14 protein-coding genes and 1 pseudogene are annotated in these 18,210 nt (G+C 68.8%); 10 read left to right on the top strand and 5 right to left on the bottom strand.

Annotated elements, in window-relative coordinates; genetic code table 11:
* Nucleotides 1-31 precede the first annotated feature (31 nt).
* Entirely contained in the window at nucleotides 32-346 is a 315-nt protein-coding gene (locus BKK79_RS41200; RefSeq protein ID WP_071039148.1) for a BON domain-containing protein, read from the bottom strand.
* A 400-nt stretch (nucleotides 347-746) separates the two neighbouring features.
* On the opposite strand from BKK79_RS41200, the gene BKK79_RS41205 reads away from it, so the two are divergent.
* From BKK79_RS41205 to BKK79_RS25020, 7 genes and pseudogenes are all read left to right on the top strand, one after another.
* A complete protein-coding gene (locus BKK79_RS41205; protein ID WP_198173395.1) occupies nucleotides 747-1,136 on the top strand; it encodes a hypothetical protein in 390 nt (129 codons plus the stop codon).
* A 929-nt stretch (nucleotides 1,137-2,065) separates the two neighbouring features.
* Nucleotides 2,066-3,358 carry an HlyD family secretion protein gene (locus tag BKK79_RS24995; RefSeq protein WP_071040353.1) on the top strand — a complete coding sequence of 431 codons (1,293 nt, stop codon included), beginning with the start codon at nucleotides 2,066-2,068 and terminating at the stop codon, nucleotides 3,356-3,358.
* Nucleotides 3,359-3,397: 39 nt separating this feature from the next.
* Nucleotides 3,398-4,738 (top strand): hypothetical protein, encoded by a 1,341-nt coding sequence (locus tag BKK79_RS25000; protein WP_232346442.1) that lies wholly within the window; start codon nucleotides 3,398-3,400, stop codon nucleotides 4,736-4,738.
* Between the two features lie 14 nt (nucleotides 4,739-4,752).
* Nucleotides 4,753-6,715: pseudogene (locus BKK79_RS25005) on the top strand (glycosyltransferase).
* A 72-nt stretch (nucleotides 6,716-6,787) separates the two neighbouring features.
* Nucleotides 6,788-8,296, top strand: coding sequence for an efflux transporter outer membrane subunit (locus BKK79_RS25010; protein ID WP_157128515.1), 1,509 nt, complete (start codon nucleotides 6,788-6,790; stop codon nucleotides 8,294-8,296).
* 332 nt (nucleotides 8,297-8,628) lie between these two features.
* The gene (locus BKK79_RS25015) at nucleotides 8,629-9,000 is read left to right on the top strand and encodes a PHA-granule associated protein 4 (RefSeq protein ID WP_071040355.1); all 372 of its coding nucleotides are present in this window, start codon (nucleotides 8,629-8,631) and stop codon (nucleotides 8,998-9,000) included.
* Nucleotides 9,001-9,337: 337 nt separating this feature from the next.
* Nucleotides 9,338-11,143, top strand: a complete 1,806-nt coding sequence (locus tag BKK79_RS25020) for a methyl-accepting chemotaxis protein (RefSeq protein ID WP_071039149.1) — start codon at nucleotides 9,338-9,340, stop codon at nucleotides 11,141-11,143.
* Nucleotides 11,144-11,242: 99 nt separating this feature from the next.
* Here the strand turns inward: BKK79_RS25020 and BKK79_RS25025 are convergent, their stop codons facing one another.
* The 4 genes from BKK79_RS25025 to BKK79_RS25040 form a co-directional block, all read right to left on the bottom strand.
* Entirely contained in the window at nucleotides 11,243-12,067 is an 825-nt protein-coding gene (locus tag BKK79_RS25025; protein ID WP_084085148.1) for a hypothetical protein, read from the bottom strand.
* A gap of 530 nt (nucleotides 12,068-12,597) precedes the next feature.
* Entirely contained in the window at nucleotides 12,598-12,981 is a 384-nt protein-coding gene (locus BKK79_RS25030; RefSeq protein ID WP_071039150.1) for a hypothetical protein, read from the bottom strand.
* A 98-nt stretch (nucleotides 12,982-13,079) separates the two neighbouring features.
* The gene (locus BKK79_RS25035) at nucleotides 13,080-13,613 is read right to left on the bottom strand and encodes a phasin family protein (protein WP_198173396.1); all 534 of its coding nucleotides are present in this window, start codon (nucleotides 13,611-13,613) and stop codon (nucleotides 13,080-13,082) included.
* A 153-nt stretch (nucleotides 13,614-13,766) separates the two neighbouring features.
* Nucleotides 13,767-14,114: a hypothetical protein gene (locus BKK79_RS25040; protein ID WP_071039152.1), complete on the bottom strand. Its 348-nt coding sequence runs from the start codon at nucleotides 14,112-14,114 to the stop codon at nucleotides 13,767-13,769.
* A 438-nt stretch (nucleotides 14,115-14,552) separates the two neighbouring features.
* Here BKK79_RS25040 and BKK79_RS25045 point away from each other — a divergent pair, with 438 nt between their 5' ends.
* The 3 genes from BKK79_RS25045 (at nucleotide 14,553) to BKK79_RS25050 (ending at nucleotide 18,125) form a co-directional block, all read left to right on the top strand.
* Nucleotides 14,553-15,095, top strand: coding sequence for a phosphoglycerate mutase family protein (locus tag BKK79_RS25045; RefSeq protein WP_071039153.1), 543 nt, complete (start codon nucleotides 14,553-14,555; stop codon nucleotides 15,093-15,095).
* A gap of 883 nt (nucleotides 15,096-15,978) precedes the next feature.
* Nucleotides 15,979-16,323 carry a hypothetical protein gene (locus tag BKK79_RS40555; RefSeq protein WP_157128516.1) on the top strand — a complete coding sequence of 115 codons (345 nt, stop codon included), beginning with the start codon at nucleotides 15,979-15,981 and terminating at the stop codon, nucleotides 16,321-16,323.
* A gap of 434 nt (nucleotides 16,324-16,757) precedes the next feature.
* Complete coding sequence (locus tag BKK79_RS25050; protein ID WP_084085623.1) at nucleotides 16,758-18,125, top strand: HlyD family efflux transporter periplasmic adaptor subunit; 1,368 nt, start codon at nucleotides 16,758-16,760, stop codon at nucleotides 18,123-18,125.
* Nucleotides 18,126-18,210: the final 85 nt, after the last annotated feature.

Raw genomic sequence — 18,210 nt, forward strand, 5'->3', positions numbered from 1 at the left:
CGGGCAGGCCGCGCCTTTGTCCTTGCGCCCGCTACTTGCCGACCCGCATCGCGTCTTCCACCGACTTGACGCCTGCCACCGAGCGCGTCGCGTTGAGCGCTGTCAGTCGTTCGCTGTCGTTCTTCACCGTGCCGCTCAGGCGGACCACACCGTCCTGCGTGCTGACCTGGATGCCGGAGGAAGTCAGCCCCTTTTCCGCGAGCAGCTGGGACTTGACGTTCATGGTGATGGCGCGGTCGCTGGTGGCGCCGCTCATCTCGGCGGCCATCCCCATCGGAGCCGGATCGGCCCGCGGGTTCACCGGAGCCGCCGCGCCGCTCTGGTTGCCCGCAGGATATCCACCCATGCCCGGCGCACCTGCCGCAGGAGCCGTGTCACCCGGGCCGGCGACGAGCTGGCCGTTCCCTTGCCGTGGCGCGGCATGCCCCGCCACCGCAGTCATGCCGACGATTGCCGCTACCCATAGTTTCCGAACCGGTTTCATCGCAATCCCCTTGTCGCTTGTGTCGATCACCGCCGAACGCGCTGTGCCGCCGCGCCCGCGGCATTGCGACCTCCCTGTGGAGACAGACCGCGCGGAACGCGCCGAGATTCGTCCGCACGGCCAAGGCTTACGGTTGGATACAGGCCTTACGTTTTGCCATCGAGCCATGAACCAGGAGCCGGCCGCGCGGCGTGCCCGGCTCCGCAAGCGCTCGCGGCTGGCGTGCGCGCACGCTTCGCCTCCGCCAGGAAACGCCGCCGGCATGGAAAAAAAGCCCGCGTGTGACGCGGGCGAAGAAGGAGCCGCCAAGACGGCGGTCTGGATCAGGACCACTACCGGCGACGCAGGATGGCGGTCGACGCGTCGCGCGGCATGCGTGCCGGCATCGGGCCGCGCGAAGCATCGCATCGACGTCCGGTTCGCGCGATCGGCTCGGCAGGCGGCACAGATGAGCAAAGACTATCTACAACATAGCTGGTCAGCCTTGCCCCACGCCACGGCTTTACACTTTGTTGCGCTATGGCGCTATGGCGCGATGCGCCTTGCGGCCGGTGACGTGGCGCGTCTTCCGATGCCCGCGCCGCCGCGGCAAGGCCGGAACGCCCTGCCGGCCGCACTTCCCGCACTGGCCGCACTGGCCGCCGGATCGTGAGCGTGCCCGGATCGTGCCATGGCCAATGCCATCGCCAGCACGGAACGCTGCGCGCCGCATCGCGCCCGCCGTGACGCACGCGCCGGCGGCTCCGGGTCCTCCGGCAGTTTCAGCATGCACCGCCGCGACACTTCGCACATCGCCTCGGCATTCGCCAGGATGCGCACGGCCTGCGCATCCGGCTCCGCCGCCTGCACCGGCAGGCGCACCAGCCGCAAGCGCGGCAAGACCCTGGCGGCGGTCTGCCGGCATGCCTCGTCCGTGCCGAACGGGCCCAGCCGCCGCAATGCGGGGCCACATATCTCGACCAGTTGCGTGCCGCCTGATTGCAATGGATAAGTCGCTGCGAAATGCTCGCGTGATCGTTGCATCGTGCTTGCCTCCCGACTGTGCGGACAAGTCCGCCTTGGCAGAACATCGAGCCATGCGGCATGGCATGGCTCGACGGTCGTACAGGGTAGGACAAGGCTCAAAGCCATGGCGACCTGGGTTACATCCTGTTGCGCTGTGCCAAGGCCGACCCTTACACATTCTTACAGCAATCGCCTGCCTGCTTGACTAGCCTTACGATACTCGTTCTGGTTTTGCGGCCTCGCGGTTGCCAGCGCGAAACCAACGTGGCCGGAGGGCCAATCCAGTGACACGCCCCGGTGCTACGGGGCGAACCGACGGGCCGGTACGCCGGTCGTCCTGATCGTGCGTCGATGCGGCGATTCGCCATCGACATGCACATCACACAATAAGCGGAATGGGGACAAGCGGGCCAGTCTGCACAGTGCTTAAGCGCTGGGCCGGCTTGCGTCCGCGCCTTGCCCACCGCGCTGACCATGCGGCGCGCGGCAGGCTCTGCTTTTGTCATGCGCCACGCACCGGAGAATGTCATGCCCGATTCGCTCGAACGCCGCCAGGATGCCCGCCCGGACCGCCCCATGACGGCGCTCCACGGACCGACGCATGAGGGCCAGCTCGCCGATGCGCGCCGGCCCCTGGCCGCGCGGCCCCTGTGGCGGCTGCTGCCGCGCACGGCCGGCTACGGCTTCATCCTGTTCGTCGTCTGGGCGGTGCTGACGATGATGTTCCCCAATGTGTTCACGCGCAGTTCCGAACGTGCCGTGGTCAACAGCCCGGTGACCCTGATCACCTCGCCGGTGGAAGGCGTGGTGACCGGGCAGCTGGTGCCGGCGGGCAAGCCCTTCCAGGCGGGCCAGGGCCTGATGACCGTGCAGAACCCCAATATCGATCGCTCCCTGCTGGTCGAGCTCACCGGCAAGAAACTCGACAACCAGCAGCGCTACGACGCGGCCAAGGCCAAGCTCGAAGGCGAACAGACGCAGCTGGCCGCGAACACGCGCGACCTGCAGCGCTACCATGCCGCCGCGGAACAGGAGCATTCCGCCAATGTGCGCGCGCTGCAGGCGCGCCTGGCCACCGCCAAGGCGCAGGTCGACCAGCAGGAGGAGGTGGTCAACCGCAACCAGTCCATGCAATGGGCGGGCGCGGTCAGCGAGGCCTATACCAATGCCTTGCGCTACCAGCTCTCGGTGCTCAACAACGCCCGCGCCGCGGTCAAGGCCGAGCTGGACAATGCCGTGGGCAACAGCGAGGCCTCGAAGAGCAAGGTCTTCATCTCGGCCACCGACGGACCGGTGGCGGCGCTGCAGCAGCAGCATGTCCTGCTCAGCGCCGACATCGTGCAGCTGCAGGCGCAGATGCAGCAGCTGCAGGACTATAGCGCCTCGGTCGACAAGCTGATCGCCACCGAGCAAAGCAGGCTGGAGCGCTTGTCCAACCTGGAAATCCGCGCCACCGATGCCGGGGTGATCGAGGACGTCCTCGCCGCGCCCGGCACGCGCGTCGCCGCGGGCGCCACGCTGGCGCGCGCCAGCAACTGTTCGCAGACCCGGGTGGTGGCGGTGTTCCCGCGCAGCCTGAGCGATGACCTGCTGCCCGGCACCCGGCTGCGCGTCCATGTCGACGGCGTGCCGTTCGCGTTGCCGGCCGCGGTGGCCGATATCCTGCCGCGCGCGTCGGACGGCGAGCAGGCGCGCTATTTCGTGCCGTTCCCGCCCATCGAGAAGAACGAGATCTACGTGATCGCCAAGCTCGACAAGCCGCTGCCGGCCACACCCCGCCTGGCCACCGCCGACGCCGCGCAGCGCTGCGCGATGGGCCGCTGGGCGAAGGTGAGCCTGGCACGCAGCTGGCTGGGGATGCGCCTCTGAGGCGGGCGCGGCAAGCCACGGCACCAGGAGCCCGCCGTCATGTCCAGCCGCCACGCCGCCTCCATCCTGATGACCTGCCTGCTGGGCCTGGCCCTGGCGCTCCCGCCGGGCCGCGCGCCGCATGCCGAGGCGCAGCCGCCGCCGCAAGGCACGCCGCGCGCCGCGCTGTTCGCCGCCGGCTGCCTCACGCTGGCGCGGCTGGCCGACGCCGTCCCGGGCAGCGGCCCCCTGTTCCTGGCCAGCTACGAAGCCGCCCCCGGCGGCGAGCCGCTGGCCCCCGCGCTGCGCCAGGCGGCCTTCGTCTACGACAATGCACTGGCGGGCATCGCGCTGATCGCCTGCGGGCAGGCGCAGCGGGCCCGCCGCATCGGCGACGCCATGCTGCAGGCCGGCGCGCAGGACCGCTTCTATCATGACGCGCGCCTGCGCAACGCCTACCGTGCCGGGCCGGTGCCGGCCGGACCGGTACCCTTGCCCGGCTGGTGGAACGAGCCATCCAGGCGATGGTTCGAGGATGCCTACCAGACGGGCACCGCGACCGGCAACGTGGCCTGGGCCGCGCTGCTGCTGCTGGCGCTGCACCAGGCCACGCGCGATCCGCGCTATCTCGATGGCGCGGCCGCCCTGATGGGCTGGATCGAACAGCACACCTTCGACGCGGCCGCGCCGGCCGGCTACGCCGGCGGCTTCTTCGGCGAAGAGCCGCGGCCGCTGCGCCAGGGCTGGAAATCGACCGAGCACAACGTCGACGCCTACGCCGCCTTCCACTGGCTGGCCCAGGCCTCCGGCGCGCCGCGCTGGATCCCGGCAGCCGCGCGCGCGCGCGGCTTCGTCGCGGCCATGTGGAATGCCGGCGACGGCCGCTTCCTGATCGGCACCGGCGAGGATGGCCGGACGCTGAACGCGGGCCCGTCCGCGCTGGATGCCTCCTTGTGGCCGCTGGTCGCCATGCCCGACGACGCCGGCCCCTGGCAGCGCAGCCTGGACTGGGTGGCGCGCCGCCACGGCGTGCAAGGCGGCTTCGGCTTCAAGGCCGACCCCGACGGCATGTGGACGGAAGGGACGGCGCAGGCGGCCCTGGTGCTGCTGGGCGCGCAGCGCCTGCCGCCGACCGACCCGCTGTGGCGCCTGCTGCAGGCGCAGCGCGCGCCGTCCGGCCTGCTCTATGCCACGCCGCAGGCCCGCATCAGCACCGGCCTGCGCATCGGCCCGACCTCCACCTCGGACGACTTCTTCTATTTCCACCTGCCGCACCTGGGCGCCACCGCCTGGGCAGTGCTGGCCGCGGCCGGCTGGAACCCCTTCCGTCCCGGCGGCTGCCTGGGCGCGACATGTCCCGCGCCGCCGCCCGGCCGCGCGGCAGCCACGCAACAGGAGTGACGATGCTGACCTCGATGTTCTCCTTCTTCCTCGACTACCCGATCCTGGTCGCGATCAACGGGGGCGTCCTGGTGGCCGTGCTCGGCCTGGGCCAGCTCGGCAGCCCGCAGCGGCGCGCCGACCGCATCCTGTTCGGCGCCGTCACCGCGGTCCTGCTGCTGGCCTACCTGGGCTGGCGCGCCAGCCAGACCCTGCCCGAGTTCCGCATGGACTTCGCCAGCCTCTGGGGGTACCTGTTCTTCGCCTTCGAGACCATGACGATGGCCTATACGCTGTTCTCCATCGTCGTGCTGAGCCGCACCAGCGACCACTCGCGCGCGGCGGACGCCGGCGAAGCCGCGTTGCGGCGCGCGCACGGTGCCGCGCGTGGACATCTTCATCGCCACCTACAACGAGGGGCTGGAGATCCTGGAGAAGACCATCGTCGCCGCGCTCGCCATCGACTACCCCGATTTCCGCGTGTGGGTGCTGGACGACACCCGGCGCGACTGGCTCAAGGCCTTCTGCGCCGAGGTGGGAGCGCACTACGTGACACGCGCCGACAACACGCACGCCAAGGCCGGCAACCTGAACAACGGCCTGGGCGTGAGCGCGGAGGCGGGCGGCGCGCCCTACATCCTGGTGCTCGACGCCGACTTCGCCCCCCACCGCAGCATCCTGCTGCGCACCATCGGCCTGTTCTCCGATCCCGAGGTCGGCGTGGTGCAGACGCCGCAGTTCTACTACAACGCCGACCCGATCCAGTACAACCTGCGCTCGCAGGAATGCTGGGTGGACGAGCAGCGCGCGTTCTTCGACGTCATGCAGCCGGCCAAGGATGCCTGGGGCACGGCCTTCTGCATCGGCACCTCCTTCGTGGTGCGGCGCGACCTGCTGGGCCGCATCGGCGGCTTCCCGACCGGCACGGTGACCGAGGACATCCACCTGACCTACCGCCTGCTGCCGCTCGGCTACGTCACGCGCTGGCTCAACGAGCGGCTCAGCATCGGCCTGTCCGCCGAAGGCCTGCCCGAGTACATCAGCCAGCGCAGCCGCTGGGGCCTCGGCACCATCCAGGTGGCCTTGACCCGCGACGGGCCGCTGCGCGGACGCGGCTATACCTGGCGGCAGCGCCTGCACTATGTCCACGGCCTGCTGCATTGGCTGAGCCGCCCCTTCACGCTGATGCTGCTGGCGGGTCCGCTGCTGTACTGGTACTTCGACGTGCCGACCCTGTCCACCGCCGACCCGCTGCAGTTCCTCGCCTACGGCGCGCCGGCGCTGATCGCGTACTGGGCCTACAGCGTGTGGATCACGCGCTGCCGCGCCATGCCCATCTTCACCGAGGTCACGCAGATCGTGGCGGCGCTGGCCGTCTCCGTCTCGCTTGCCAGCGCGCTGTTCAAGCCGTTCGGCCGGCCGTTCAAGGTCACCAACAAGGGACTCGACCGCTCCCGCCTGGTGATCCACGGCAAGCTGGCCGCGCTCTACCTGGGACTGATGCTGGTGTCGGCGCTGGGACTCGCGCACGCCCTCGCCGCCGACCCCGACGCGCCCGGGCTGGCCTTCAACACCGCCTGGACCGCCATCGCCCTGACGCTCTACCTGGCCTCGATGCTGGTCTGCGTCGAGTTGCCGCGCCCGCGCAAGGAAGAGCGCTTCCCCTTCGCGGCGCGTGCGCTGCTGCGCGTCGGCGGCGTGGAGTACGACGTGCGCACGCAGAATCTCTCCTGCAACGGCGCCGCCGTGGTGACGCCGGCGGCGGCCGTCCTGCCGGTGCCGGCCGAGGGCGCGCTCTGGCTGCACCAGACCGGCTGGATTCCCTGCCGCATCGTGCGCCGGCAGGGCACGCTGCTAGGTGTCGCGCTGCATGCCGACCGGGCGGCACGCCACAGCCTGATCCGCCTGCTGTTCAGCGAACCCGCCCTCAACATCGCCACCACCGGCCGCCCCGGCCTGGCGATCTCGCGCCTGCTGCAGCGGGCGCTGTCCGGCTGATGCCACCCCGCCGCGCCCCGGTGCAAGCCCATGCTCCAGCACTTCCGATCCGCCCTTCTCCAGATGCCGCCCATGCCCCGACAGAACCGCCCCTCGCCCACCGCCGCGCGCTGGCTGTATGCCGCGCTCGCCCTGCCGCTGGCAGCCTGCACCATGGAGCCTGCCTACCATCGCCCGGATGCCCCGATCCCGTCCGCCTGGCCCGGCGGCCCCGCCTACGCGCCGGCCTCCGGCAGCGCCGCGCAGGCGGCGCCGCAGGCAACGCTGGGGGAAGTCGGATGGCGCGAGTTCTTCGTCGATCCGTCGATGCAGGAACTGATCTCACGCGCTTTGTCGGGCAATCGCGACCTGCGCATCGCCGCCCTCGCCGTCGATGAGGCGCGCGCCCTGTACCGGGTGCAGCGCGCCGCGCAGTTCCCCGAGATCGATGCCAATGCCGGCCTGACCAGCCAGCGCGTGTCGCCGCGGCTGCGCGCCCCCGGGCAAGGCGCCCAGATCAACAGCTTCACCGCCGGCATCGGCTTCACCGCCTATGAACTCGACTTCTTCGGCCGCGTGCGCAGCCTCAAGCATGCGGCGCTGGAACAGTACATGGCGACCGAGGATGCGCGGCGCAGCGCGCAGATCACGCTGGTGGCCGAAGTCGCGGATGCCTACCTGACGCTGCTGGCCGACCGCGAGCTGCTGGCGCTGTCGCAGGACACGCTGAAGAGCCAGCAGGAAGCCGCCGAGATGGTGTCGCGCGGGCAGCGCGCCGGCGCCCTGGCCAAGCTGGACGAACACCGGGCCCAGACCCAGCTGCAGACGGCCCAGGTCGGGGTGGAGCAGTACACGCGCCAGGTCGCCCAGGATGAAAACGCCCTGACCCTGCTGCTCGGCGGCCCCCTGCCTGACGGGCTGCAGCAGTTGCCGGCGCTCGACAGCCCCGACCTGCTCGCCCAGGTACCCGCCGGACTCCCCTCGAGCCTGCTCGAGCGGCGCCCCGACATCCGCGCCGCCGAGCACCAGCTCAAGGCCGCCAATGCCAATATCGGCGCGGCGCGCGCCGCCTTCTTTCCCAGCATCACCCTGACCGGCGCGCTCGGCGTGGCCAGCACCAGCCTGGCCGGCCTGTTCTCCGGCGGCCTGGCCTGGGTCTTCGCGCCGCAGCTGACGCTGCCGATCTTCAACGCCGGCCGCAACCAGGCCAACCTGGACCTGGCCAAGGTACGCAAGGACATCAACGTGGCCAACTACGAGAAGACCATCCAGACCGCGTTCCGCGAAGTCGCCGACAGCATGGCCGCCACCGGCACCTACGACCGGCAGATCCAGGCGCAGCGCACGATGATCGAGGAAATCCGCGAAACCGAGAGGCTGTCGCGCATGCGCTTCCGCAACGGCGTCGACGACTACTTCAGCGTCTTCGATGCGCAGCGCCAGCTCTACTCGGCGCAGCAGCAGCTGGTCGCCTATCGCCTGGCACGGCTCGACAGCGAGGTCTCGCTCTACAAGGCCCTGGGCGGGGGCTGGCGCGACGCGGACGGCGCACGGCCGGCCGCGGCCTCGGCTTCGGCTTCGACCGCGCCAGGCACGGATTGAGCGCGCGGGCACGCCGTCGGCGCGGGCGCGCGGCCGCCATCTCGCGAGCCGGGGCGAGCCCGTCCGCGCCGCGGCCGGCCTTTCCCGCCCGATGTCACACGCAGGTCATTGCCGTGGCGTAATCACGAGTCTGGGCGTAGCCGATCGTTGCCGTCTCCAGGCCGATCGGCTCCCAAGCCCTGTCGCCTGACGTTCGCCGTAGCGCGGCCGATCCCGTTCCGAGGCATAGCCCATGTCACCGTGGCCATTTGCCGTGCCGTGTCTCCGCAGCGCCCGGCGGCGCCTGGTTCTTGGATTCTTTCCTTGACATGTCCCCGATGACGAGGTTCGTGATGCCAGTCTTTGTCGCCCGCAGTCGATCCAATGCGATTCAGCACATCAACTCGAGAGTGATCGGCACGGTCGATCTCGATTACGAGAGTGCCTGGCAAGACGCGCTCGAGCTGCAAAGTCTCGGCGAGAGGTACGGCATCAGGGTCCAGTACCGCACCATCGAGCATATCGCCGTGCGCAGTCCCGAAGCGCTCGTGCGCGGCCTGAGGATTCCGAAAGCCACCTTCCGGCAGCGGCACCTGTACTGCCTGTTCGACCTGGCGATGATCCCGGAGCAAAGTCTCAGCGAGCTCGAGGCGCTGGCGATCCGCTACGGCGACTACATCCTCGCCGGCCGCCTGCTGGGGGAAACGACCCTGGTCTGGGAATAGCGAATCGTCTTCCTTCGTCTTCCTTCGTCTTCCTTCGCCTTTTTCGTCCTCTTCGTCGATGACGCGAGCGGTCGATGCCCCGCCAGGCATCGCGCCGCCTGGCATGGGTGGCGCCGCCGCAGACGTCGCACCGTGCGGAGAACCGCCCCGCGAGCTGCCGGGCGACGCCGGACTGCCGGCATCCGATGACGGCGCATGCGGCAAGGCCTCAAGTTCCGCGCCTGGCCGCCGTAGGTTGCAATGTGACTCCATCTCCTGTTCCCAGGGAGCTGCGAGGGCACGCCGTTCCAGTCGCAACCGTCATCCCATCCGGACTCCAACCTCCGCAAGATCCAAGATGTCCTCCCTGCGCATCCGTATCGTCCTCATCACCTCGGCCACCGTGGTCGGCGCGCTGGCCTTGTGCGGCGCCGCCACCTATTCGATCGTACGAAGCAGCACCCTGGAAAGCATCGACGAAAACCTGACCGCCATCGCCGGCAGCAACACGCTGGCCATCGACAAATGGGTCGCCGCCAAGGCGCTGGCGGTCAAGACCACCGCCGACGAAGTCGAGCATGGCGACCCGCGCGGCCTGGTCAAGCACATGGGCAACGCCAACGGCTTCCCGATCACGACCATCGGCTGGACCGACAAGACCTTCCTATCCACCAGCACCACCACGCCCAAGGACTACGACCCGACGGTCCGGCCCTGGTACAAGTCGGCCATCGCCGCCGGCAAGCTCGCCGTCACCAAGCCCTACGGCGACGTGTCGACCGGCGTTCCCTACGTGTCCTTCGCCGCCCCCTTGCTCCGCAACGGCGAGGCGACCGGCGCGCTGAGCGGGGCCGTGCCGCTGGAAGACGTGCGGCAGGTGGTGGCCGCCGTGCACCCGACGCCGTCCAGCCTGGCATTCGTGGTCGCGCGCGACGGCCAGGTGATCGCGCACCCCGACGCCAAGCTGATACTGAAACCGGCCACCGAGGTGGCAGCCGCGCTCACGCCGGAGCTGCTGGCCACGCTGGCAGGCGCCAGCACGCCCCAGGAGGTCGAGCTGGCCGGCGCGCCCAAGCTGCTCAAGGCCAAGGCCGTGAGCGGCACCGACTGGTACCTGGTGATCGCGCTCGACAAGGCCGAGGCCACCGCGGGCCTCGGCCACGTGGTGCGCATGCTGTGCGCGGCCGTGGTCCTGCTCACGCTGGCCGCCGCGGGCATCGCCGCCTTCTTCACCGCGCACGCGTTCGGCCGCCTGTCCCGGGTACGCGATGCGATGGACACCATCGGTTCCGGCGCCGGCGACCTGACCCACCGGCTCCCGGTCGATGGCAATGACGAAGTGGCGCAGATTTCCGCCTCCTTCAACAGCTTCGTGGAGAAAATCGGCGAGGTGCTGCTCAAGGTGCGCATGGCCGTCGACAGCATGGCATCGGCCACCGCGGAAATCGAAAGCGGGAACCGCGACCTGTCCAGCCGCACGGAGACCTCCGCCGGCAGCCTCGAGGAAACCTCGGCGGCGCTGACCCAGCTGGCGGCAAGCGTGAAGAACTCCGCCGACTACGCCCAGCAGGCCACGCGCCTGGCCGGCGAAGCCAGCGAAACGGCCGACCGCGGCGGCGCGGTGGTGTCGAGCGTGGTCAGCACCATGGACGAGATCGCCAAGGCGTCGACGCAGATCGCCGAGATCATCGGCGTGATCGACAGCATCGCCTTCCAGACCAACATCCTCGCGCTCAACGCCGCGGTCGAGGCTGCACGCGCCGGCGAGAACGGCCGCGGCTTCGCCGTGGTCGCCGGCGAGGTACGCACCCTGGCCCAGCGCAGCGCCACCGCCGCGCGCGAGATCAAGGCACTGATCCAGGCAGCCGAGGCCAGCGTCAACAACGGCGCCGAGCGCGTGCAGGCGGCCGGCAGCGCAATGGGCGACATCGTCGCCGACATCCAGCGCGTCACCCGCATCATCGGCGACATCGACGGAGCCATGCGCGAGCAGAACACCGGCATCCGCGAGATCGACCGCAGCGTCGCCGAGCTGGACCAGGCCACGCAGCAGAACGCCGCCCTGGTGGAGCAATCGACGGCCGCCTCGGCGATGCTCAATGAACAGGCGCAAGCCCTGGCCGGCACCGTCGGCCTGTTCAAGCTGCGCGGCATGGCTGGCTGAGGCGCGCCGACTGCACTGGCGGCGACGGTCCCTCGCTGCCGCCTGGCACAGCGACCGCCCGCAATCGGGCTCCGGACGGCCGCGTCAGAACAGCTGGTGTCAGTGCGCCAGCGTCAGCGCAACCTTGGCGTCTCCCAAGCGCGCTTCGTAGTAACCGCCCTGGGTCACGTCGACCGGCACGGTCAGCGTGCCGGTGGTCACGACGGAACCCTCGGCGATGTGCAGGCGCTGCTTGCCGAGCCGGTCCCAGAGGAAGGCGAGCGACAAGAACGGATTCGTCCTGTCGTCGCCGGCCAGCGAAGCCGCGATGCGGTCGCCCTCGCGCCAGAGCCCGGCCTCCCCGTCAAAGGACGAGCCGGCGGTGAATCCGAGCCGGTCGCCCCGGACCAGGGCGTGGAAGCCGACGTTGTCGCCGACGAAGCTCGGCTGCCCCACGGCCTTGCGGTCCAGGTAGCGGCTGCAGACCACCTCCACGGCCAGGGAAGCCTCCGCGAGCATCGAAGCGGCGTCGAAGGCCTCGTCCGCCGGCGACACCTCCCGTGAAAAGCGCAAGGACACTTCAACCTCCAGCGTGGCGCCCCGGCCGGCAGGCAGTCGCACGGGCGCGCCGGAAGCGAAGACGCGCGAAGGGATCAGCACCCCGGTGGCCGGCGGGTTGGGCAAGGCCCCACGCAGGCCACGGGGCGAAGCGCCGGCCAGTTTCCAGCCGGCCGTGCCTTCGCCGAGCTGCTCGACGAATCCAGCCTGTACCGCGTAGCCCTCCTCCAGCGTCGCCGGGCGCTCCTCCTCGGGCAACGCCTCGATCGACGTGCCCGCGCGCAATGCGGAAGCCAGCCGCAGGGCTGCGCGGCGGGGGTCGAAGCTCGTGTCTTTCATATGCTGTCTGTCCAGGCTGAAGTTCGGGTCCTTGATCGCCTTTGCCATGCGGGCAGTGTCTTTCCGCCCGGCATCGGCAAATGCCCCGGGGTGTTCCGCCGGGCGGATCCGCGCCGGGATCCGCCAGCCTTCCGGGGCACGTGAAGATCGTGCGGGCCCAACGATACCAAACCCTCGCGTGAGCGCAAAGCCGGTCGATGCCTCGCTCCTTGCGGGCAGCGCCACGCGCCAGCCCATGCGCCCGAATGCGCGCGCCGTGGCCCGACCTGTGCCTGCCGACGAACCGGTGATCACCACGCATCCCCGGGACCGCCGTCCGGCAACGGACGCATACGCGGCACGCAGTGCCGCCGCCATGGCATGACCGGGACCTGGACATCCACCATCGCGATGGGTCCGATCCGTCGGCCCGAGCCGCACCCGGCAGGGTCCAGAAAGACCCCCCTTCCTGCCTGGAAAAAAAGGGGGGTGAAAACAGACAGTGGCACGCAGGAAGGCTGTGTAGAGGTCGTTCAAGAGGTCGTTCAAGAGGTCGTTCGCGCCTGGCATGCGGCGGAATGCGTGTACGAATAGGGGCCTCAGTGGCTTGGCCTTCCTCTCAGGCTCCGCTCGGGCTCCGCCTCTATCAAGGCGCGGACACGCGCCCAGCGCGGAAACTGTTCGTCGTATTCCTGAATGGATATATCCGCGAGATGAGAGCAGGCCTCATCCGGCAAAGCGATGCTGCACGTCTCGCGCCAAAGGACAATCCCCGCCATACGCACCACCCGCATGCGCATCTCCCGCGGAACGGGGAACTGGGAAATATACGCAGGCAGCCGCTCCATGTAGACACAACGACGCAATTCGACGTGCAGCAGCCCGCGGCCCGAGCGCCGGATCAACGTCACGCGTCCAACCTTCGCGCCCACGTAGATGGCACGAAGCATGAGCACCAGGACGATAACCGTTGCGACCAGCATCCCGCCTCCCACTGGAGCCAGGCCTCCGCATTGCCAATCGGCGCCCTCGCCCGGAAACCGAGGACTGCGCGATCCATTGCGGGCCCGGCCCCGAGGGATCAGCGCCTTGCCTCCGTACGCGCTGACTCCGCATTGATCTTGCGCGCGGCGCTCGAGGCAGCCGTGGCTGCGTCGATCACCTGATGTTCGGCCAGCTCGATGGCGTACCTGGTCGCCTGCTGCATGGAATCATAGAAGGCAGCAGTGGAAGCCAAGGTCGATTGCCAGGCGCTCCATGTGCCGTCGGTGCGAATCGGCGCACCTTGTGCCTTGTCAAAGGCCTGCTGCATATTGCGCAGACTTGAATCGAAATGGGCTTGCGCGACCTTCTGGTACTCGGCACGTGCACCGGCAGCAATCTCGCACAGGCGCAGCGCCCAGCTTCGCATGCTTTCCGTTGCCGGCTCGACCAGGCTCATCTGCAGCGCTACGAGTTCTGGCACGTCCTTGACCGTGGCAGCCTTGAGCACATGCTTCTGGCTTGCCGCCAGGCTCTCGCTGAGCATCTGCATGCCTAGTGCCGTCAGTTGCTCGCAGGCATTCAGGGTCTTTGTGGTCAGTCCGACGACGATATCGAAGCTGGCGGCTTGCACGGCCTTCAGCGATTCCAGATCTGATGCTTGCATCATGCGCTCCTGTGGGTGCTCCCGAGGCGCTTTCGTGCCGGGAAGCGTGGGGTCTTCGGTATTCCCGGGGCCGCCTTGGCTTTGGCGGGACCTGCGCATCGCGCCAGGCCCGGCAGATCCCTAGCCGCCGTCCGCCTTCGCCTTCGCCTTCGCCTTCGCCTTCGCCTCCGCCTCCGCCTCCGCCTCCGCCTCTGGCAGCGGTGCCAGCGCTTGCCCGCTTGGCCAAACCGGCTCGACTATCGCCGTCATGGGCAAGCGCGAGTGGCTCAGCAGCGCTGCGACGCGCATCAGTCGATGCTCGCACATGTCGACCACATCGATGCTCAAGCTTTCTGTCCCGCGCTCGGCATCCACATGGGCCGAAACACCGCCAATCTTGTCGCTGTACGGCGCCAAGCCTTGCCAGATGGCGACGACGTGCAGGACACCACTTGTCGATTGCACGGTCAATCGTTGCTTGGCGTTCATGAGGGCCCCGCTTCCATGGAAAGAACCAGCCTAATGAACCTGCCGGAAAAGACAAAGCAGAACCGCCTGTCCTCAATCAGACCCTTGCGGACATGCTTAAGCCGCCATTGACCGCCATTGAGCGCCATTGGCCGCCATTGATCCGTCGCTCATCGATTTGCGGGCCATGCGACAACGCGCGCATGGCCGCGCGGCCGGCGCGAGCTGAGCCGAAGCACGAGAGTGTGGCGAGCGATCCTTCTTCTTCGGCGGATCGGCCAGCGCATCCATGTCAACGACCGCGGGACGTTGGTGCCATTGGCGCGTTCGGGCATCGGGGATGCCATACCGCAAGTCTCCCATGTACTACTATGCCCTATGCCCTCGTCCTGATGGCGTCCATCCGGACGGCCCGCCCTCCCCGGCAACCTGCGCTGAATCCTTTCGCGAAGAGGGACCATGTCACTGCAGAAAGTCATGCTCATCCGCCATGCGGAAAAGCCCTCTCCCGATGACGGCGGGGTGGACGAATCGGGCAAGCCCGATTCAGAGAGCCTGAGCCCGCGCGGCTGGCAGCGCGCAGGTGCGCTGGTCCGGTTCTTTTATCGCGATCCATGTCCGGCAGCCGCAGAGATCGCCACACCGGATGTCATCTTCGCGGCAGGCGTGGGTTCCGGTAGCCAGAGCAGGCGATCGATGCAGACGGTCAGTCCTCTTTCCGCCCTGCTGCACATGGAACGTTCCACGCCATTGGTCACCCAGCACCTGAAGGACGACGTGGACGGACTGGTCGCCGACGTCAAGCATCGGGACGGCGCCGTGCTCATCGCGTGGGAGCATAAACTCCTCGCGCAGATCGTGAATCATTTGTCCGACCAACAGCTATCGCCTGCCCCCTGGCCGGACGACAGGTTCGACATGGTCTGGATTCTCGTGCGCGCAGGCAAGGCGTGGAATTGGCGCCAGGTCCCACAGCGCCTGCTTGCCGGGGATTCGTCGTGACGCGCGCGGCCCATCCACCGGATATCTGCCACGGATTCGATCCAGGCACCACGCCGGGTTCCAAGTCAACCTTGCCTTCCGCATACCGCCATCAAGCGGCGTCGTAATGCGCGCTACGCCAGCGGTGCGCGGGAGGGACCGGCGCGCGTAGCCTTTGCCCGCGCGCCTTCAGGTAGGCGGACGTCAACCGCAGGACGCCGCACATGGCGTAGGCGGCTTCCGGCCGCGAACCCACGCCCCGGTTCGGCCTGAGACTGCCGCCGGACGGGCTGCAGGCGAGCAAGCTGGCACACCGCCACCGCAGCACGGGGCGCCCCCTCAATCGGTTGAGCAGCGAGGTCATTGGCCAGGTCTCGTCAGCAACGACGGAATGGTATGCCCGAAGCCCTCCCTTCCATGCGGAAGGGAGGGCGCAAGCACCAGTGGTCCCCCCGCAGCGAGTCTAGAGAGCGTCCGTGTCCAAAGCCAGACCGCAAGGGTGTACGAAATGCGAGCCAGCTGGACGGAGCGCTGGCTGGCTTCTATCCGTCCACAATCCGGCTGATGAGCCATGGCGGCGTCTGGTTGAGGCGCCCAGGCGCGTCGTCGCGCTGGTGACGCCAGGCGTGAGCCGCCAATTTGCCGTGAAGCGCGACAGCGGGGGGGCGATGACCCAGCGTGATGCCACGGCCAGATCGCCGGGACAGCACTCGCGCCCGCACCGTGAAATTTTCACGAGCCAGCGCAGGTAAATTTTCCGCGGGGAGCACAACGCTCTTTCGTCTCCGAGACCATGTCGCCAGCATCCTCCTGGCCTGCGTTGCCCTCGCCGTCTGCCCCGCACTGGTACGCGATATGCAACCAGTCCTGGACCCGTGGCCCTCTTTCCCAGGGAGAATTGGACATGCAACGCAAACTCGCTCTCACGGCCGTACTCGCTTTGGGTCTCGGCACCGTCGCGGCCAGTGCGGCCGCCCACGATCCGGCACCGGCGACCCCACCTGCCGATGCATCTGCCGACAGCGATCAGCGGATCAGCGACCAGGACGCCCGGCACAGCGGCGACGACGGCACCGTGGCACGCCGGGCGGACGATGACAAGTCGAGGTCGACGGACCGGCTGCACCGGAGAACCCACAGAATGGCGCCACCCCGCGGCGAACGTGATACGGATACCGGCAGCGGCAGCGGCAGCGGAGACAGCAGCGGCAGCACCACACGCCCTGGCGGCGGCGCGCCGGGACGTTGAAGTCGCGCGGGACGGGATGGACGGCGCATCGGCGCGGGCCGCGCCGACGCGCTGCGGGTTCAGCGCAGCGAACAGCGTCATGCTGCCGTGGCGCATCGGGCCCGGCATCACTATCCCTATGACGTGGGCACGCCGGCTCTTACATATTTTTACAGCAGGTGCTTACCCGCTTGACTAGCCTTAGGGGTACTCGCGAGGTACTCGCGCTGACCTGGCCATCCCGCTCTGATCAGCGCGAAGCCGACGGGCCGGACGGCCGATTCTCTCAGGTTGCGCCGATGCAGCGATTCGCCATCGGTACGCACATTGCGACATAAGCGAAACGGGGACATGTGGGCCGGGTTGTGTGGTGGTGCCCTGGCGCCCTGGCGTCATTGCGACCATGCAGCCTGGCGGGCTTTTGTATTGTCATGCGCTGTTCGCTGGAGAACGCCATGCCCGACTCCCTCGAACCCGACTCGCTCGAACCCGATTCTCTCGAACACCGCCAGGACGTCAGCGGCCGTCCTGCGACGGCGCTCCACGGACCGACGCATGAGGGCCAGGTCGCCGATTGGCGCCGGCCCCTGGCCGCGCGGCCCCTGTGGCGGCTGCTGCCGCGCACGGCCGGCTACGGCTTCGTCCTGTTCGTCGTCTGGGCAGTGCTGACGGTGATGTTCCCCAATGTGTTCACGCGCAGTTCCGAACGTGCCGTGGTCAACAGCCCGGTGATCCTGATCACCTCTCCGGTGGAAGGCGTGGTGACCGGGCAGCTGGTGCCGGCGGGCAAGCCCTTCCAGGCGGGCCAGGGCCTGATGACCGTGCAGAATCCCAATATCGACCGCTCCCTGCTGGTCGAGCTCACCGGCAAGAAGCTCGACAACCAGCAGCGCTACGACGCGGCCAAGGCCAAGCTCGAAGGCGAGCAGGCGCTGCTGGCCGCGAACACGCGCGACCTGCAGCGCTACCATGCCGCCGCGGAACAGGAGCATTCCGCCAACGTGCGCGCGCTGCAGGCGCGCCTGGCCGCCGCCAAGGCGCAGGTCGACCAGCAGGAGGAGGTGGTCAACCGCAACCAGGCCATGCAGTGGGCGGGCGCGGTCAGCGAGGCCTATACCAATGCCTCGCGCTACCAGCTCTCGGTGCTCAACAACGCCCGCGCCGCGGTCAAGGCCGAGCTGGACAATGCCGTGGGCAACCGCGAGGCCTCGAAGAGCAAGGTCTTCATCTCGGCCACCGACGGACCGGTGGCGGCGCTGCAGCAGCAGCATGTCCTGCTCAGCGCCGACATCGTGCAGCTGCAGGCGCAGATGCAGCAGCTGCAGGACTATAGCGCCTCGGTCGACAAGCTGATCGCCACCGAGCAAAGCAGGCTGGAGCGCTTGTCCAACCTGGAAATCCGCGCCACCGATGCCGGGGTGATCGAGGACGTCCTCGCCGCGCCCGGCACGCGCGTCGCCGCGGGCGCCACGCTGGCGCGCGCCAGCAACTGTTCGCAGACCCGGGTGGTGGCGGTGTTCCCGCGCAGCCTGAGCGATGACCTGCTGCCCGGCACCCGGCTGCGCGTCCATGTCGACGGCGTGCCGTTCGCGTTGCCGGCCGCGGTGGCCGATATCCTGCCGCGCGCGTCGGACGGCGAGCAGGCGCGCTATTTCGTGCCGTTCCCGCCCATCGAGAAGAACGAGATCTACGTGATCGCCAAGCTCGACAAGCCGCTGCCGGCCACACCCCGCCTGGCCACCGCCGACGCCGCGCAGCGCTGCGCGATGGGCCGCTGGGCGAAGGTGAGCCTGGTACGCAGCTGGCTGGGGACACGCCTTTGAGCAACAAGGGACTGCCGGTCGCTGCATCAATATCCTCGCTCGCTTGTTCAAGCGCGCGCCGCCAGGGTCAAGGTCGACGGATTCG

The sequence above is a fragment of the Cupriavidus sp. USMAA2-4 genome (assembly GCF_001854305.1).
In the GTDB taxonomy this organism is placed as follows: Bacteria; Pseudomonadota; Gammaproteobacteria; order Burkholderiales; family Burkholderiaceae; genus Cupriavidus; species Cupriavidus malaysiensis.

Coding starts and splice junctions, on each gene's coding strand:
- BKK79_RS41200 (WP_071039148.1), bottom strand. CDS start 346: ATGGGTGGATATCCTGCGGGCAACCAGAGCGGCGCGGCGGCTCCGGTG.
- BKK79_RS41205 (WP_198173395.1), top strand. CDS start 747: ATGGAAAAAAAGCCCGCGTGTGACGCGGGCGAAGAAGGAGCCGCCAAG.
- BKK79_RS24995 (WP_071040353.1), top strand. CDS start 2,066: ATGACGGCGCTCCACGGACCGACGCATGAGGGCCAGCTCGCCGATGCG.
- BKK79_RS25000 (WP_232346442.1), top strand. CDS start 3,398: ATGTCCAGCCGCCACGCCGCCTCCATCCTGATGACCTGCCTGCTGGGC.
- BKK79_RS25010 (WP_157128515.1), top strand. CDS start 6,788: ATGCCCCGACAGAACCGCCCCTCGCCCACCGCCGCGCGCTGGCTGTAT.
- BKK79_RS25015 (WP_071040355.1), top strand. CDS start 8,629: ATGCCAGTCTTTGTCGCCCGCAGTCGATCCAATGCGATTCAGCACATC.
- BKK79_RS25020 (WP_071039149.1), top strand. CDS start 9,338: ATGTCCTCCCTGCGCATCCGTATCGTCCTCATCACCTCGGCCACCGTG.
- BKK79_RS25025 (WP_084085148.1), bottom strand. CDS start 12,067: ATGGCAAAGGCGATCAAGGACCCGAACTTCAGCCTGGACAGACAGCAT.
- BKK79_RS25030 (WP_071039150.1), bottom strand. CDS start 12,981: ATGCTGGTCGCAACGGTTATCGTCCTGGTGCTCATGCTTCGTGCCATC.
- BKK79_RS25040 (WP_071039152.1), bottom strand. CDS start 14,114: ATGAACGCCAAGCAACGATTGACCGTGCAATCGACAAGTGGTGTCCTG.
- BKK79_RS25045 (WP_071039153.1), top strand. CDS start 14,553: ATGTCACTGCAGAAAGTCATGCTCATCCGCCATGCGGAAAAGCCCTCT.
- BKK79_RS40555 (WP_157128516.1), top strand. CDS start 15,979: ATGCAACGCAAACTCGCTCTCACGGCCGTACTCGCTTTGGGTCTCGGC.
- BKK79_RS25050 (WP_084085623.1), top strand. CDS start 16,758: ATGCCCGACTCCCTCGAACCCGACTCGCTCGAACCCGATTCTCTCGAA.